Below are 14,054 nucleotides of genomic sequence, written 5' to 3'. Positions count from 1 at the left end.
AGTAGAAGTCGCTATGAAATCATATTTTGCCTGATGCTGATCAGTGCTTCAGTGGAATTTTCACCGTTCTGCGGGGTCATTAAGTTACACTGATTGATCATAACCAGATGTGGAGTGGTTCTTGTCATGATGCGTTTGCCTGATAGCCCGGATCTGGTCATCATGGGTGATCCCCTGCTTTTTCAGCAACATCAACAGGTGTGTGTTGATGATATATTGACCGATGATTTCCAGCACAATCTCCAGACTCTGCGTAACAGGCAAATTGAGGCAAACGGTATTGGTATTGCCGCGCCTCAGATTGGCTGGGGGTCAAGGGTATTGTGCATAGGCGTGACTGAAGAGACGAAATCACGTTATCCCGCCGTGCCCGATATTCCGCTTTCATTCTGGATCAATCCCCAGATCATAGAAGTCAGTCAGGAAACCTGCTGGACATGGGAGGGGTGTTTGTCCGTTCCGGGTATCAGAGGATGGGTGAACAGACCGGCAAACGTCAAAGTCAGGGGCTTTGATGATCAGGGCAATATTATTGAGGCTGTTCTGGATGGGTTTGCCGCCAGGGTTATGCTGCATGAAATTGATCACCTGGACGGGATCTTGTTTCCGGAACGGGTTGATGAAACAACGCTGATGGTGCCCAATATATCAATGGAAACCCAGAGCCGCTGGCCGGAAAACTGGCCAACCATCAATGCCCGAATAACACCACCGGGGATGATTTCGGCGGAAAGATAGCCTGCTGACCAGGCATTAAGAATTCATATGAAAGCCATCTGGCTCTGACGATCGCCGATTTTCAATTAAAAGATGCTGTCATCACCATCTTCCAGAAGCTGCGTAGTATCCGCATTACTCCTGAGACTTTCACGATATCTGCGACGATGGAGTAGTTTTGCCTGAACAACATCGGGAAACTCAGTAAACTGGATGATCTGCTTATCAATTAATAGATCGATCACATCCTCAAGTACCCGGATGAAATCGGCATCAGAAGACGCCATAATGCCGGAGCTGATTTCCGGATTATTGTGCAGAAAGAGCATCAGGCTTTCGTCGTCCATCCCAGTCTGTTGCCACTCATTGGACAGTGGTTTCTCTGAAACGGCACACACCTGATTATTATCATCCCTGAGTACGTAGAGCATGTCCTTTTCTCTCGTTTTTGATTAATTGGTATCCGTTTTCCGGTGCCTTATTGAAGCGGCATGGCAGCCACCAGATCAGCAATCAGTCTGCGGCTCACATCGTAGGCCGCTTCACCAGGTCGCCCTTCTCCCAGGCCATCTATGCTCCAAACCAGGTCTCCCGATGATAAATCATTAACTTTCAAACTCAGAGCTGTGGAAAAGCGATTCTGCTGGTCAAAGTGCCATTCAAGAATTTCAGCGGATATGGAGTACTTGATGTGTTGACTGATGGCCCACACGCGCGCTTGCTCAACCTGGAACACCTCGGAAAGGTAATCCGGAACCGAGAAAGTTTTAGGTAAGTGATAAATTGTAGGGTTTTTTATACCTTTCGAGGGCAGTTGGACCAACAACATACGTTCAAGCTGAATAAGATCCTCGGATGGGACTTTAGCGTGGCTGATAAAGGGGAATATGGTCCAATTATTATCCTTTGTGAGCTTTTCCTGCTTCAATTCAGGGAAAATCTTGCCGTTGGTCTGGCATCCAGCGAGCGTCACCGCAAAAAAGGTGACAATAAAGATAAAGGCATACCGTTGCCGGAGCCAGGTTGGGAAGAGGTTATTTTTCATGTTGGCATAACTCATGGTGATGCAGCTTAAGCCATTGCAATGCAATGACCGCTGGAGCATTGGCAATCCTTCCGTCTTCCACCATATCATAAGCTTCCTGGAAGGGAAGAACATGAACCTTGATATCCTCCCCTTCATCGGCAACACCGAAAAGGCCGCCAGCAGCCGTGGCGTCTACCAGACCACAGAACAGCTTGAGCTTTTCGTTACTGGCACCGGGGCTGACATAGAAATCCGAGACCGGCATTAATGAGGTAATCTGATAACCGGTCTCTTCCTCTACTTCGCGCAGGGCAACTTCTTCCAAGGTTTCGCCAGGCTCACTGATGCCGGCAACCACTTCCAGCAACCAGGGGTCATCGTCACTCAAAAAAGGCCCCATGCGGAATTGCTCCACCAGAACTACCTGGTCATGCACCGGATCAAACAATATAACGCCCACAGAGGGTGGCCTGACGGTGGCTTCACGGATCAGGGGACGGCTGATTCCCCCGTTAAAGAGCCGATGCGTAATCGTGTATTTAAAGAGCTTCAGAAAGCCTGAATAAACCTTTGCCTCTTCCTGAACCTGTACATCGCGGGCATCAAGACCTGAAAGCTTCATGGGTTCCCTGTCTGGTATAAGTTGTTATTGATAATAAAGGCCTGAACAGAAGGTAGCAGCATATTCAACCCCTGCTGAAGATCATCGGCTATTTTTGCGGATTCAAGAATATTGCGGACCTCACTGCTGCGGATGGCCACCCGTTCAGTGGCAGTAAAGATCGGCCACGTTTCCTCAATTTCCTGTGATTTATAAAATCGGTTCCAGGTTTCAGGCCTGGCATTATCCGGCCCTCTGATGAAGGACAGTGTGGCTTTATCCTGGTACTGACTGGTCAAGGCTGCCATCAGGTCATAGGTGTATACCGGCCTGCCGGGATTCTGTTCCAGCAGTTCTGCTTCCAGGTCACATACCTCCAGGGGGCAGCCAGCTTCTGCTTCATCAATAAAGCATTGCAGCATCTGCACACGGAGGCCGAATGGCAGAGGGTTTTTGGCAAAAGCATGAAAGGCACTGGGAACCAGCAGGATGCAGTCATGGCAGGTGGCTGCCTGTTGTAACACATCCAGATGCCCAAGTGTTGGTGGGTCAAATGCTGAGCCAAAAACACCCAGCTTGATAGGGCTCATCATTGAGTCTCCGTGTTTGATGGTATCCGCGCTGACAAAAGCGTGGCTTCATTATATCGATTTTACAGGGTCTACCGAAGGCAACCAGACAGTGGGTTTATTCCGAAGCGGTTAAAGATTCATTACGTACCCGGTGCGGGTTTTTTACTGATAGGCAAATAATGTGTGTCAGGTAAGATGCACCTTCTGGAATGACTCCCCTTCACTGAAACAGTGATGGCTTTTTTTTCGAGGCCCGATATCTCCCTCCTTACTTCCCCCCTTGATATCGGGCCTTTTTTATTTTTTCCTGCCTTGTGGTAGTCGACCAGCATTGCTCATATACCCTGCCAACAGAGCCTGAGAAGCTTCAGCCCTATTTCGATGAATCACACTTTGCTCAAGACGGAGTCAGGCACCCGGATTTCCACAGATACCGGCAAATGGTCCGTGATGGGCATATCGATAACGCCAAATCGATTAACAATCAGGGATGGGCTGATCAGAATATGATCCAGAGAACGCTTGGGTTGCCAGCTGGGAAAGGTATTTTGCCCCCAGTGTGCCGCATGAAGGGAGGTATTTTTCAGCGGTGAGTCATTGAGTAATTGATCTGCGTGGGTGTTCATATCCCCCATCAGCACCACATGCTGATTGTGCTGCACAACATCACGGATATAGGAAAGCTGGATATTTCGGGTCCTTTTGCTCAGGGCCAGATGCATCATCACCACCGTAAGAGGCTCCTCAGGGTTGCCAAAGCGGGCGACAATCGCACCCCGGCCGGGAATGAGTCCGGGCAGTTTATGGTCTTCCAGCGATAGAGGCTCAAACCGGCTAAGAAAGCCATTACTGTGTTGTGCCAGCTTACCAAGGTTGCGGTTGATCTGGTGATACCAGTAAGGGAAGTGTCCTTTTAGGGCCAGATATTCAGTCTGGTTAATAAAGCTGCTGCGAATACTGCCACCGTCGGCTTCCTGCAAGGCAACAAGGTCAAAGTCAGGAAGAACGCTGGCAATCCGGTCAAGGGTCGCCTGGCGTTTGGCGTGAGGCAGAATATGCTGCCAGCTGCGGGTCAGATAATGGCGGTATTGCTGCGTATTGATGCCCACCTGAATATTAAAGCTGAGCAGCTTGAGGGTCTTTTTGTTGAGCTGACGGGGGAATCCATCCGGTGCCGAATGATGAATATGCCCGGAACGGTACTGACAACGCTGCCGGTGTAAACGTCGTCGAATGGCACCTGTAAGGGTTCGAATGGGCATAGTGTTTTACCGCCAGAAATGGACAAGGGAAACTGATAGACAGATATTAAAGGCCTTTTATCCGACTTCCTGCAAAGAATGCTCGATGATTTACCAAATGAAAGTGGTTAAAAGCCAGAATGTTTGACATTTAACCACTGCTGCAATGTTTCTAACCTTTCCGATCCTGTTTAACTTTCCGGATCAGGTAGTCGGCAATTATTGGCATATTAGCCAGTGATCCAGCCAGCCCGGGTTCAACCACATATCTCCCATCGATTACGATGGCGGGTACACCAGACAGCCTGTAGCCTTTCAGTTTGGAGAAGGCTTTTTGCAGCTGATTATTAACACCGAAACCCTTGAACGCTTTATTAAACGCCTCAGGTTCAACACCAAACTCCCGATTCAGGAACTCGGCCATTTGTTCACCGTCCTTGAGCTGATTTCGGCGGTTCTGTATTTCACTGAAGATACCGGCATGAACCTGCTCTTCCAGTCCCAAACTGCGCACAGTATAGTAAAGCCGGGCGTGGGTCTGCCAAAGGTTAGGGCCGAAGAAACCGGGCGTTCGAATAAACTCAACATCACCAGGCAAGGTCTGTTGCCACTGTTCAATCCTGGGCTCCAGCGCGTAACAGTGTGGGCACCCGTACCAGAAAATGGAGACTACCTCCACTTTCTCCGGTATGGCATCCGTGTTGACCGGATTGGATAAAACCCGATAGTGCTGGCCTGGCTGAAATAATTGCGGTGGACCGGATTGAGTAATGGTTGATGCTGATGAGGTATCACCGGCTGCTGAGTGCGTGGTCGTGCTGGCCTGAGCTACCGGGGTATTTTGAGTAACGGTCACCTCCTGACTCTGTTGGGCATCAAACAGATAACCCGCTGCGACCGTGGCGATTCCCAGGAATGCAGCGATACCTAATATACCCTTCGTTTTTTTTATCATACGGGAGTCCTCTGTTTTTCATTGTTATTCAGGGATACGGCGCTTTATAGACGACACATTACGCCAGCATCTGACGAAAAGGAAGTCTGATCAAGCAGGCAGGTCTGGATGAGAGGAAAATGACAGAAGCCGGTAAGACTCAGACTTCTGTCAGTGATCAGGTAAAAGAAACGATCAACGAAGACCGCTGATGTAGTGAGAAACCGCTTCGATCTCTTTATTGCTCATCTTCTCGGCAATGGTTCTCATGATTTTGGTGTCACCATCGTTGGTTCGATCACCTTCACGAAGATCGCGCAGCTGCTTGGCGGTGTACTCTGCATTCTGGCCCGCCAGTAAGGGGAAGCCCGCCAGGAAGTTACCCTTACCTGTGGGAGAGTGACAGCTGGAGCAGGCCGGAATACCTTTCTTGGCATCCCCCACCACGGTAAAGTGCTTGACCCAATGTGACATACTTGGCGTCTGTTGCTCCCTGAGGGGCAGGCTGACTGGCAAAGTAAGCCGCCAGGTCAGCAATATCCTGCGTGGTCAGAGCGCTGACGAAGGGCATCATCTCTGGCACAGAGCGCGAGCCATCCTTGATTTCAGTGATCTGTTTGATCAGGTAACGCTCCCCCTGACCGGCGAGATTTGGCCAGTTTGGAGCAAGACTGACCCCTGTGGCACCATGGCAGGCGGCGCAGGTCGTTGCTTTGCTCTTGCCAGCTGCTGCATCGCCTTTGGCAAAGGCGATGCCCGTTATCCCCAAAGAAATTACCAGAGTGAGAATGACTTTTTTCATTACCTGACCCAGTTACGGCGTTTGCCTCAAATGGCTGTTATTATTCATCAGACCTGACAGCTTTTATTGTTTAGCGAAACAAGACCCATACAGAGATTCGCATCTGCTTTCTGTCTGCTTCAGCATCAGGTGACATGACGGCATGTACCTTGAACGACGATAGTATAAACTACTCAACCGGCGACCGGTACAGGCAGAGCGATATCGATCCGTTGGAAGTGATACCCGGGAGTCGGACAGACTCCCGTCGCCCGTTTGCTGATCTCTTTTACGTGATTTATTGAGTCCCGTGCTTATTTATCATCGGCTTATTGGCAATCAGCAAAGATTACTGGAATAGATGAAACCCCATGAGTGATACCAGATCTTCATTAAATTACCGCCAGGCCTCTTTTTACAAGAGCGCGGCCAGGCTAAGCCAGTGTCCGGAGAATGAAGGTCGTGAAGTGGCCTTTGCAGGCCGTTCTAATGCAGGAAAGTCCAGCGCCCTGAATGCGCTGACGGGTTCCAACAAGCTGGCTCGTACCAGTAAGACGCCGGGAAGAACCCAGCTCATCAACTTCTTTGACGTGCAGGATGGTGTCTTTCTGGTGGATCTTCCGGGCTACGGTTATGCCAAGGTGCCTGAAGCCATGAAGCAAGAGTGGCAGCATCACATGACCGATTATCTGGAGCGCCGTGAGGCGCTGGTTGGCCTGGTGCTGTTGATGGATATTCGTCATCCGATGAAAGAGTTCGATCAGATGATGCTTAACTGGAGTGTAAGTGCAAACTTACCGCTGCACATACTGCTCACCAAGGCGGACAAACTGAAACAGGGGGCCGCCAAACAGGTTCTGAACAGCCTCAAAAAGGATCTGTCCCGATTCCCACAGGTGAGTGTTCAGTTATTCTCTTCCCTCAAGAAAACCGGTGTTGATCAGCTCTCTATGAAACTGGATGAGTGGTTTCTTGCGCCTGAGCCCGATGACATTTATGACGGTGACGAGCACCCGGAGTCTGATGATTAGGTTTCACTGCTGAGCATGGAAAGCTAAACCAGGCCACGTTCCGCCATGGATAGTATCTTCCCCTGTCCCACAATCATATGGTCCAGCACCTGAATATCCACCAGTTGCAACGCCTCTTTCAACCGTTGGGTAATGCGAATGTCAGCCTGACTGGGCTCAGGATCGCCCGATGGGTGGTTGTGACAGAGAATCAGTGATGCCGCATTCAATGCCAGCGCCTGCTTCACCACCTCCCTGGGATGAACGGTGGCTGTGTTCAAGGTGCCCTGAAAGAGTGTCTCCAGCGTAATAACCCGGTGCCGGGTATCCAGAAAAAGACAGGCAAACTGCTCCCGCTGAAGACCCTGGAAGTGCAGCTGCAGGTACTCCCGGGTTGACCCCGGGCTGGAGATAACATCGGAGTTGGCTACCTTTTCACGCAGTACCCTTCGGCAAAGCTCCAAGGTGGCGCTGAGCTGCGTGGCTTTGGCAGGCCCAAGGCCTTTAACGGACATAAGATGCTGGTGGCGGGTGGTCAGCAGTTTTTCCAGGCCACCAAACTGTTCCAGCAGATGGCTGGCCAGTTCCATCACGTTCATACCCTGGCAACCGGTTCTTAACAGCAGTGCCAACAGCTCCGCTTCAGTGAGGGCTGCAGGGCCCATAGCCAGTATCTTTTCTCTGGGCAGCAAATGATGACTCCGGGCTTGTATGATGGTTATGCCGTCAGCTATTCACTGCTATGATGGAGCGGATTTATGGTGAGTAGCCCATGGCGTTCTGTGCGGTTCCTGACTACTCAGACAAAAAATTGCCGGTTTAATTCCCTGAGGAAATTTGCAACCTATGCAACAGCTAAGTAACAAACGCATTGTTCTTGGTGTTACCGGTGGCATTGCTGCTTATAAGAGTGCAGAGCTGATTCGTCTGCTGACCAAACTGGGGGCTGATGTCCGTGTGGTCATGACCAGTGCCGCCTGTGAGTTTATTACCCCGTTAACCCTGCAGGCACTGTCCCACAACCCGGTGCATCTGGATCTGCTCGACACTGGGGCAGAAGCGGCCATGGGGCATATCGAACTGGCCCGCTGGGCGGATGTGGTTCTGATTGCCCCTGCCACGGCTGACTTTATTGCACGACTGGCCGGTGGCCATGCGGATGATCTGTTAACCACCCTGTGCCTGGCCACCAGTGCGCCTATCTGTCTGGCACCGGCCATGAACCAGGGGATGTGGCGTGACAGTGTGACTCAGCGAAATTGTGAAGAGCTGCTGGAGCGGAATATCCATTTGTTTGGCCCGGGTGATGGCAGCCAGGCCTGTGGTGATATCGGCCCGGGCAGGATGCTCGACCCTGAGCTGATTGTGGAAAAAACATCGGGGCTGTTCAGCCATGATATTCTCACCGGGGTGAATATCATGATCACCGCTGGCGGCACCCGCGAAGATATTGATCCGGTTCGCTATATTTCCAACCACAGTTCCGGAAAAATGGGCTTTGCCATTGCCGAAGCGGCGGTTGCATCCGGGGCAACGGTTACCCTGATCAGTGGCCCGGTGAATCTGGACACACCGGATCGGGTCAGGCGGGTGGATGTGGTCAGTGCCAGGGATATGCATCAGGCGGTTCATGACCGGATAGCCGGTGTGGATATCTTTATCGGTTGTGCTGCTGTCAGTGACTATCGCCCTGCCGAGGTTGCCCGGGAAAAGATCAAGAAAGACCCTGACAATGGCAGTGAAACTCTGGAGATTAAACTGGTACGGAACCCCGACATTATTGCTTCGGTCACTGCTCTGGACACACCGCCCTTTGTGGTGGGTTTTGCCGCAGAGACGCACAATGTGCTGGGCTACGCTGCGGATAAGATGCGCCGCAAGAAGATGAATCTGGTGGTGGCCAATGATGTGGGTGACCGGGAGATTGGCTTCAGCAGCGACAGCAATGAAGTCACTGTCATCGGCGAAGCGCTGGAAGAGCCATTGCCAAGAGCATCGAAAAAAGTGGTGTCCCGCAAGCTGCTGCAAATTGTTGCCCGCCGTTTCAGAAAGTGGAAAAGCCAACAGCCCAAAACTGAAACTGATGAACAGCCTTGAAAGGCATTTCACGGTAAATACACAGGGAATTAAACGACATGAGAACACTGAAAACCCGTATTCTGGATCCACGGCTGGGCACAGAGTTTCCATTGCCGGAATATGCCACAGAAGGCTCAGCAGGTATTGATCTGCGAGCCTGTCTTGAGCAACCGATGACCCTGGAACCGGGGCAAACCCAGTTGCTGCCTACCGGTATGGCCATCCACATTGAAGACCCGTCCCTGGCGGCAATGATCCTTCCCCGCTCCGGCCTGGGTCATAAGCATGGCATCGTTCTGGGTAATCTTGTGGGACTGATTGACTCTGACTACCAGGGGCAGCTGATGGTCTCCTGCTGGAACCGGGGAAATACCACGTTCACGATTCAGCCGGGGGAGCGTATTGCCCAGTTAATACTGGTTCCCGTGGTTCAGGCCCGACTGGAGATTGTGGCAAGCTTTGATGAAAGTGACCGCGGTGCCGGAGGCTTTGGGCACTCCGGAACCCACTGATTACGGCTTTTTGTCACCAGGGCGTGGCTGATTGTGCCAGGCCCGCCACCAATAAAAAATAACCAGGGCCTGTTGATGTTTCGTTGCCATTTCAAATTGAGCCCGCCACGAAACGTCAACAGGCCCGGACACCATGCTCAATCAGTTAGAGCACCCCAGGAGGAGTCATGGATAAGCCTGCTTTATCCTCTCAGGAAATAGCCACGGTTCTGACCGAGGCACTGCCCTATTTGCAACGCTACGCCGGTAAGACCGTCGTCGTTAAATACGGTGGCAATGCCATGGAAAACGACGAACTGAAAAACAGCTTTGCCCAGGGCGTGGTCTTGCTGAAGGCGGTGGGTATTAATCCTGTGGTGGTTCACGGTGGCGGTCCACAGATAGGCGATATGCTGAAACGGCTGAACATCGAAAGCCGTTTTGTGCAGGGCATGCGAGTCACCAACTCCACTACCATGGATGTGGTACAGATGGTATTAGGCGGACTGGTGAACAAGGAGATAGTGACACTTATCAACAACAATGGCGGGCGGGCTGTAGGTGTTACCGGCAAGGATGGTCGATTTATTCGTGCCAAACGGTTGCTGGTGACCGAGATGACCCCGGAAATAACCGCACAGGAGATTATTGATATTGGTCAGGTGGGCGAAGTGGAATCCATCGACACCGACATTATCACCATGTTGCAAAACTCCGATTTTATTCCGGTGGTTGCGCCTATCGGGGTGGATGATGCCGGTGCCTCCTACAATATCAACGCCGACCTCGTTGCCGGACGCCTGGCCGAAGAGCTGGTGGCAGAAAAGCTGTTGTTACTGACCAATACGGCAGGCCTGCTGGATAAGGATGACAACCTGCTGACCGGACTGAACTCAGAGCAGGTCGAAGCATTAATTGCTGACGGAACTATTTATGGCGGTATGCTTCCCAAGATACAATGCGCGCTTAATGCCGTGAAGTGCGGTGTAAAAACAGCGCACATCATTGACGGCCGGGTGCCACATGCCGTTCTGCTTGAACTGTTAACTGACCGGGGAGTGGGCACCCTGATAACCGGAGATAGTGTTTAGTACTCATAATGGATATGTCTCAGAAAATTTCTCGCAAGCAGCAGATTCTGGAAGCCCTGGCTCATATGCTGGAGACGGCTCCGGGGAACCGGATTACCACCTCGGCCCTGGCCAGAGCGGTGGGTGTCTCCGAAGCGGCCCTTTACCGTCACTTCCCGAGCAAGGCAAAAATGTTTGAAGGGCTGATCGAGTTTATTGAGGAGACGCTGTTTTCCCGAATCTCGCTGATTCTTTCTGAAGAGCCTCATGTGACTGCACGGTGTGAAAAAATCCTGCTGTTGCTGATTGGCTTCTGTGAGAAAAACCCCGGCTTGACCCGTATCCTGACCGGGGATGCATTGGCTGGTGAGACCGAGCGGTTGCGCCAGCGTGTGACTCAGCTGTTTGACCGTCTGGAGACACAACTCAAGCAGACGTTACGTGAAGCGGAAATCAAGGAAGGTGTGCGACCCCGCCTGACCGTCAGCGTAACGGCAAATATGATGCTGGCTGCTGCCGAAGGCCGGATTGCCCAGTATGTTCGCAGTGAATTCAAGCGCAAGCCCACGGAAAACTGGGCGGATCAGTGGCTAATTCTTTCTGCGGCGGCGTTTAGATAAGTTCTGGTTTTCCTGGTGTCTGGCCATGGTCAGGCACCGGATACCTGACCAATGATTCCATTATGACCGGTATAAGCTGATGGCTTTGCCATTCATAATAATTTGCAGTTCATTCTTTGTTGCTTTAATCACCTGAATTCGCTTTTCCTCTGCGATGCGTCTGCTTTCCTCGTCACCAATGGCGTCTTTTTCCTGTTTCCGGCGAATCGAAAAGATGATCTGGTTATTGCTGAGCTGCCAGGTACCAAAACTCTTTTCCGATGCGAGCGTTCCCAGTTTCTGAAAGAACATGTCAAAGGAGCCACTGTGATCGAGGTTCCAGTCCATGGCAATATCTTCACGAATACGCCACTTTCCAACCAGTTGTTCACGGGTAACAGCCTCAATATCCGTCAGGTTCTTCTGCTTTAACAATGTTTTCAGCCGCTCGGCAGAAGCGGTGTATTGCTGCTTCAGCAGGGATTTCTCACGATTATACGTGGCCGCCCGGTCACTGTAGGTTTCCTTCTGCTCCTTCAGGTTGTCCAGCTCTTTGTAAAGGTAGTCCGGTGCTTTATCCCCTGCTTTTTTAATCTGCAGACGCTTGTCGTCAATATTTTTGGCCAGGATGATTTCAAGGTTCTGCATCTCGCTCACCTTTTGCTCAAGTTCATCCAGTTTGCGATACATGGCGTCGTATATTTCATCCGGACTGCCATAAAGAAAGAGCAGCTCCTGATCAATCTCTGCCTCACGCTCTTGCTGAGCCACCCGGGATTCAAGGTTTTCCAGTTGAACCTTCTGATGGTTGGTCAGTACCGGGGGAATGGTGTCAATGGTGCGGCCATTCCTGTCAAGAATGCTGTATCCCAGGTGAACGAATTCACTGGGCATATTGGATGAGAGAACCGTCACGCCCTCGTGGTTTTTATATTTGTACAGGTTCTGCGCCGCAGCCGGATTGGCTACGGTTGCAGACAGTATGCCCGTCAAGAACAGTATCAATAGCTGTGTCAGTCTCATACTTCGCAGGTATCTCTGTTGGCTTTATTTTCTGCTGCGTATCAGCGTTTCCGGATGATTTCACTATACTCAGGCAAGTTGGTCAGGATCTCAAGCGTAATCAATATCCTTGATCACGCCTTCGTCAGATGTTTCCAGCAAAATCGGCTGGTGGATCTTAAGAATAGATTTAGCCCCTGCATCACCACTGAGTAACTTCAAATCTGCCTGAAGAGACGCCGGAAATAACACGGGGTGAGCCGGAATCGGATCTTCAGATTGATAGATCGGCCTGATGATTTTCTTGAATTCATGTTGTCTAAAACCTGCAATAAGGCGCTGGTAAGTATCAGGTTCGATGTGGGGCATGTCTCCCAGGCAGAGAAGGATATTCTGATCGTCAGGAATATGGTCAATGGCTTGCACAATGGATGAACTCATACCTTGTTCAAAATCAGGGTTGTTTGTGTAGGAAAGCCGGTATTTATCCAATGCACGTTTAAGGCGGTGATCCTGCGGTCTGACGATGACTAAAACGTGATGGACATGGGGCTGAGCATTCAATGCACTGCGGATGGCCATAGGGATGCCGTTAATATCATGCATCATTTTATGGCCGTTAAATCGCGTACCTTTACCGGCGGCTAAAATAACCGCCGTTATTTTCTCGCCAGAGTTCGATGCTGAAATGCTAACGGATGTCACAGGCGGCCGTCTGACTGAGTTGATCTTCTTTCTTTTCCAGTGCCTTACCAGGCTGTATGCCATTTTTAATGGCTGTGATTTCAGCAAGAATAGACAACGCAATTTCAGCCGGGGATTTACTGCCGATATTTAATCCCACCGGGCCATGGAGCTGGTTAACTTCAGCTTCAGTGAAATCAAAGTGTTCCCTGAGGCGGGCGCGGCGTTCCTGGTTGTTGAGTTTCGAGCCAAGGGCACCAACATAGAAGGCATCGCTTTTTAAGGCGGTGAGTAACGCCATGTCGTCTACTTTCGGATCATGGGCGACGGCGACAATAGCTGTACGAACATCCACGTTTAAATCCTGAATGATATCGTCAGGAAAACCTGGTAACAGCGGCAAGCCTGGTAAGGGCCAGTTGCTCCGATAATCAGGCCTGGGATCACTAACCAACACTTCAAACCCAAGGCCCCGGGCAAATTCAGCCAGGTATCGGCCAGTTTCACCGGCACCAATCACCATTAAGCGCCAGGTTGGGCCAAATACGTTTTGCCAGTGGGTTGGTGACAGCTCGGGTGCCTGTTGTTGCCAGGTAAGATAAGTCACCTGACCCGTTTCCAGGCTTACCTTTCTTAAGCAGGTTTTTCTGGTTGCAATATGATCAATCAGAAATTTAACATCTTTAATATCATTAAGAGGTTCCGCCATCAGTTCTAAAGCACCGCCACAAGGCAATCCAAAATGGTGACGCTCTTCGGCCGTTTCTCCGTACATGATTTTTTGTACAAATCTGACCGGGTGTTGGGCTAGCTGTTCGATCAAATCTTCTTCAACACAACCGCCACTGACACTGCCAAAAAAACGACCAGAAGAACTTACTGCTAAAAGGGAGCCTACCGGGCGGGGGGAAGTGCCCCAGGTTTTAGCCACACTGACGAGGGTAATGTTCTCGCCTTGCTCAAGGCAGGATAAACAACCATTTAATACTTCTAATTGTGAACCTTGCATATTGTTTTAATTAAACCTTTGCACATAACGGGTCTTCGTCCCTCGGACAGGCTCCTAGGAGCCTGTCCGAGAATAGACTGCCCTACTGCGGTGGCAGCAAATTGGTCTAAAAATTCCGTTTTGTTCGGCAAATAGCCCCGCTATTCACCTCACAAAACGGAATTTTTATCCTCAATTTTCTGCCATCCTCGCTACGGGCGCTATTCTCGGACAGGCTCCTAGGGACGAAGCACCCCA

The 14,054-nt window shown here is 50.8% G+C and carries 18 protein-coding genes; 6 read left to right on the top strand and 12 right to left on the bottom strand.

The window, feature by feature from the left end:
* The first annotated feature begins 126 nt into the window (after positions 1–126).
* Positions 127–738, top strand: a complete 612-nt coding sequence (def, locus tag O3276_RS15125; protein ID WP_269672088.1) for a peptide deformylase — start codon at positions 127–129, stop codon at positions 736–738.
* A gap of 65 nt (positions 739–803) precedes the next feature.
* On the opposite strand, the gene O3276_RS15120 is transcribed toward def, so the two are convergent.
* The 8 genes from O3276_RS15120 to O3276_RS15090 form a co-directional block, all read right to left on the bottom strand.
* Positions 804–1,148, bottom strand: coding sequence for a hypothetical protein (locus tag O3276_RS15120; protein ID WP_269672087.1), 345 nt, complete (start codon positions 1,146–1,148; stop codon positions 804–806).
* 47 nt (positions 1,149–1,195) lie between these two features.
* On the bottom strand, positions 1,196–1,777 hold the full coding sequence (locus O3276_RS15115) for a hypothetical protein (RefSeq protein WP_269672086.1): 582 nt from the start codon (positions 1,775–1,777) through the stop codon (positions 1,196–1,198).
* Entirely contained in the window at positions 1,752–2,366 is a 615-nt protein-coding gene (locus O3276_RS15110) for an NUDIX domain-containing protein (RefSeq protein ID WP_269672085.1), read from the bottom strand. The genes O3276_RS15115 and O3276_RS15110 overlap by 26 nt, the downstream gene beginning before the upstream one ends.
* Positions 2,363–2,938, bottom strand: a complete 576-nt coding sequence (locus tag O3276_RS15105; protein ID WP_269672084.1) for a nucleotidyl transferase family protein — start codon at positions 2,936–2,938, stop codon at positions 2,363–2,365. The genes O3276_RS15110 and O3276_RS15105 overlap by 4 nt, the downstream gene beginning before the upstream one ends.
* 365 nt (positions 2,939–3,303) lie before the next feature.
* Positions 3,304–4,179, bottom strand: coding sequence for an endonuclease/exonuclease/phosphatase family protein (locus O3276_RS15100; RefSeq protein ID WP_269672083.1), 876 nt, complete (start codon positions 4,177–4,179; stop codon positions 3,304–3,306).
* Between the two features lie 151 nt (positions 4,180–4,330).
* The gene (locus O3276_RS15095) at positions 4,331–5,113 is read right to left on the bottom strand and encodes a thiol:disulfide interchange protein DsbA/DsbL (RefSeq protein WP_269672082.1); all 783 of its coding nucleotides are present in this window, start codon (positions 5,111–5,113) and stop codon (positions 4,331–4,333) included.
* A gap of 174 nt (positions 5,114–5,287) precedes the next feature.
* Complete coding sequence (locus tag O3276_RS25800) at positions 5,288–5,566, bottom strand: c-type cytochrome (protein ID WP_442876523.1); 279 nt, start codon at positions 5,564–5,566, stop codon at positions 5,288–5,290.
* Positions 5,478–5,894: a c-type cytochrome gene (locus tag O3276_RS15090; protein ID WP_442876522.1), complete on the bottom strand. Its 417-nt coding sequence runs from the start codon at positions 5,892–5,894 to the stop codon at positions 5,478–5,480. The genes O3276_RS25800 and O3276_RS15090 overlap by 89 nt, the downstream gene beginning before the upstream one ends.
* A 350-nt stretch (positions 5,895–6,244) precedes the next feature.
* Here O3276_RS15090 and yihA point away from each other — a divergent pair, with 350 nt between their 5' ends.
* Positions 6,245–6,904, top strand: coding sequence for a ribosome biogenesis GTP-binding protein YihA/YsxC (yihA, locus tag O3276_RS15085; protein ID WP_269672081.1), 660 nt, complete (start codon positions 6,245–6,247; stop codon positions 6,902–6,904).
* A gap of 23 nt (positions 6,905–6,927) precedes the next feature.
* Here the strand turns inward: yihA and radC are convergent, their stop codons facing one another.
* Positions 6,928–7,599: a RadC family protein gene (gene radC, locus O3276_RS15080; protein WP_332328273.1), complete on the bottom strand. Its 672-nt coding sequence runs from the start codon at positions 7,597–7,599 to the stop codon at positions 6,928–6,930.
* A 130-nt stretch (positions 7,600–7,729) separates the two neighbouring features.
* Here radC and coaBC point away from each other — a divergent pair, with 130 nt between their 5' ends.
* The 4 genes from coaBC (at position 7,730) to slmA (ending at position 11,143) form a co-directional block, all read left to right on the top strand.
* Entirely contained in the window at positions 7,730–8,980 is a 1,251-nt protein-coding gene (gene coaBC, locus O3276_RS15075) for a bifunctional phosphopantothenoylcysteine decarboxylase/phosphopantothenate--cysteine ligase CoaBC (RefSeq protein ID WP_269672080.1), read from the top strand.
* Positions 8,981–9,018: 38 nt separating this feature from the next.
* Positions 9,019–9,474 (top strand): dUTP diphosphatase, encoded by a 456-nt coding sequence (gene dut, locus O3276_RS15070; protein ID WP_269672079.1) that lies wholly within the window; start codon positions 9,019–9,021, stop codon positions 9,472–9,474.
* Between the two features lie 167 nt (positions 9,475–9,641).
* The gene (argB, locus tag O3276_RS15065) at positions 9,642–10,544 is read left to right on the top strand and encodes an acetylglutamate kinase (RefSeq protein ID WP_269672078.1); all 903 of its coding nucleotides are present in this window, start codon (positions 9,642–9,644) and stop codon (positions 10,542–10,544) included.
* Positions 10,545–10,552: 8 nt separating this feature from the next.
* Entirely contained in the window at positions 10,553–11,143 is a 591-nt protein-coding gene (gene slmA / locus O3276_RS15060; protein WP_269672077.1) for a nucleoid occlusion factor SlmA, read from the top strand.
* Positions 11,144–11,203: 60 nt separating this feature from the next.
* Here slmA and O3276_RS15055 read toward each other — a convergent pair whose 3' ends face one another.
* The 3 genes from O3276_RS15055 to O3276_RS15045 form a co-directional block, all read right to left on the bottom strand.
* Positions 11,204–12,145, bottom strand: coding sequence for a hypothetical protein (locus O3276_RS15055; protein ID WP_269672076.1), 942 nt, complete (start codon positions 12,143–12,145; stop codon positions 11,204–11,206).
* A gap of 90 nt (positions 12,146–12,235) precedes the next feature.
* Positions 12,236–12,829, bottom strand: coding sequence for a nucleotidyltransferase family protein (locus tag O3276_RS15050; RefSeq protein ID WP_269672075.1), 594 nt, complete (start codon positions 12,827–12,829; stop codon positions 12,236–12,238).
* On the bottom strand, positions 12,816–13,817 hold the full coding sequence (locus O3276_RS15045; protein ID WP_269672074.1) for an XdhC family protein: 1,002 nt from the start codon (positions 13,815–13,817) through the stop codon (positions 12,816–12,818). Before O3276_RS15045 ends, O3276_RS15050 begins: the two co-directional genes overlap by 14 nt.
* Positions 13,818–14,054: the final 237 nt, after the last annotated feature.

The organism is Endozoicomonas sp. GU-1, assembly GCF_027366395.1.
GTDB lineage: Bacteria > Pseudomonadota > Gammaproteobacteria > Pseudomonadales > Endozoicomonadaceae > Endozoicomonas.
Note: the sequence above shows the minus strand (reverse complement) of the source record. Positions and strands in the feature narration are given on the sequence as shown.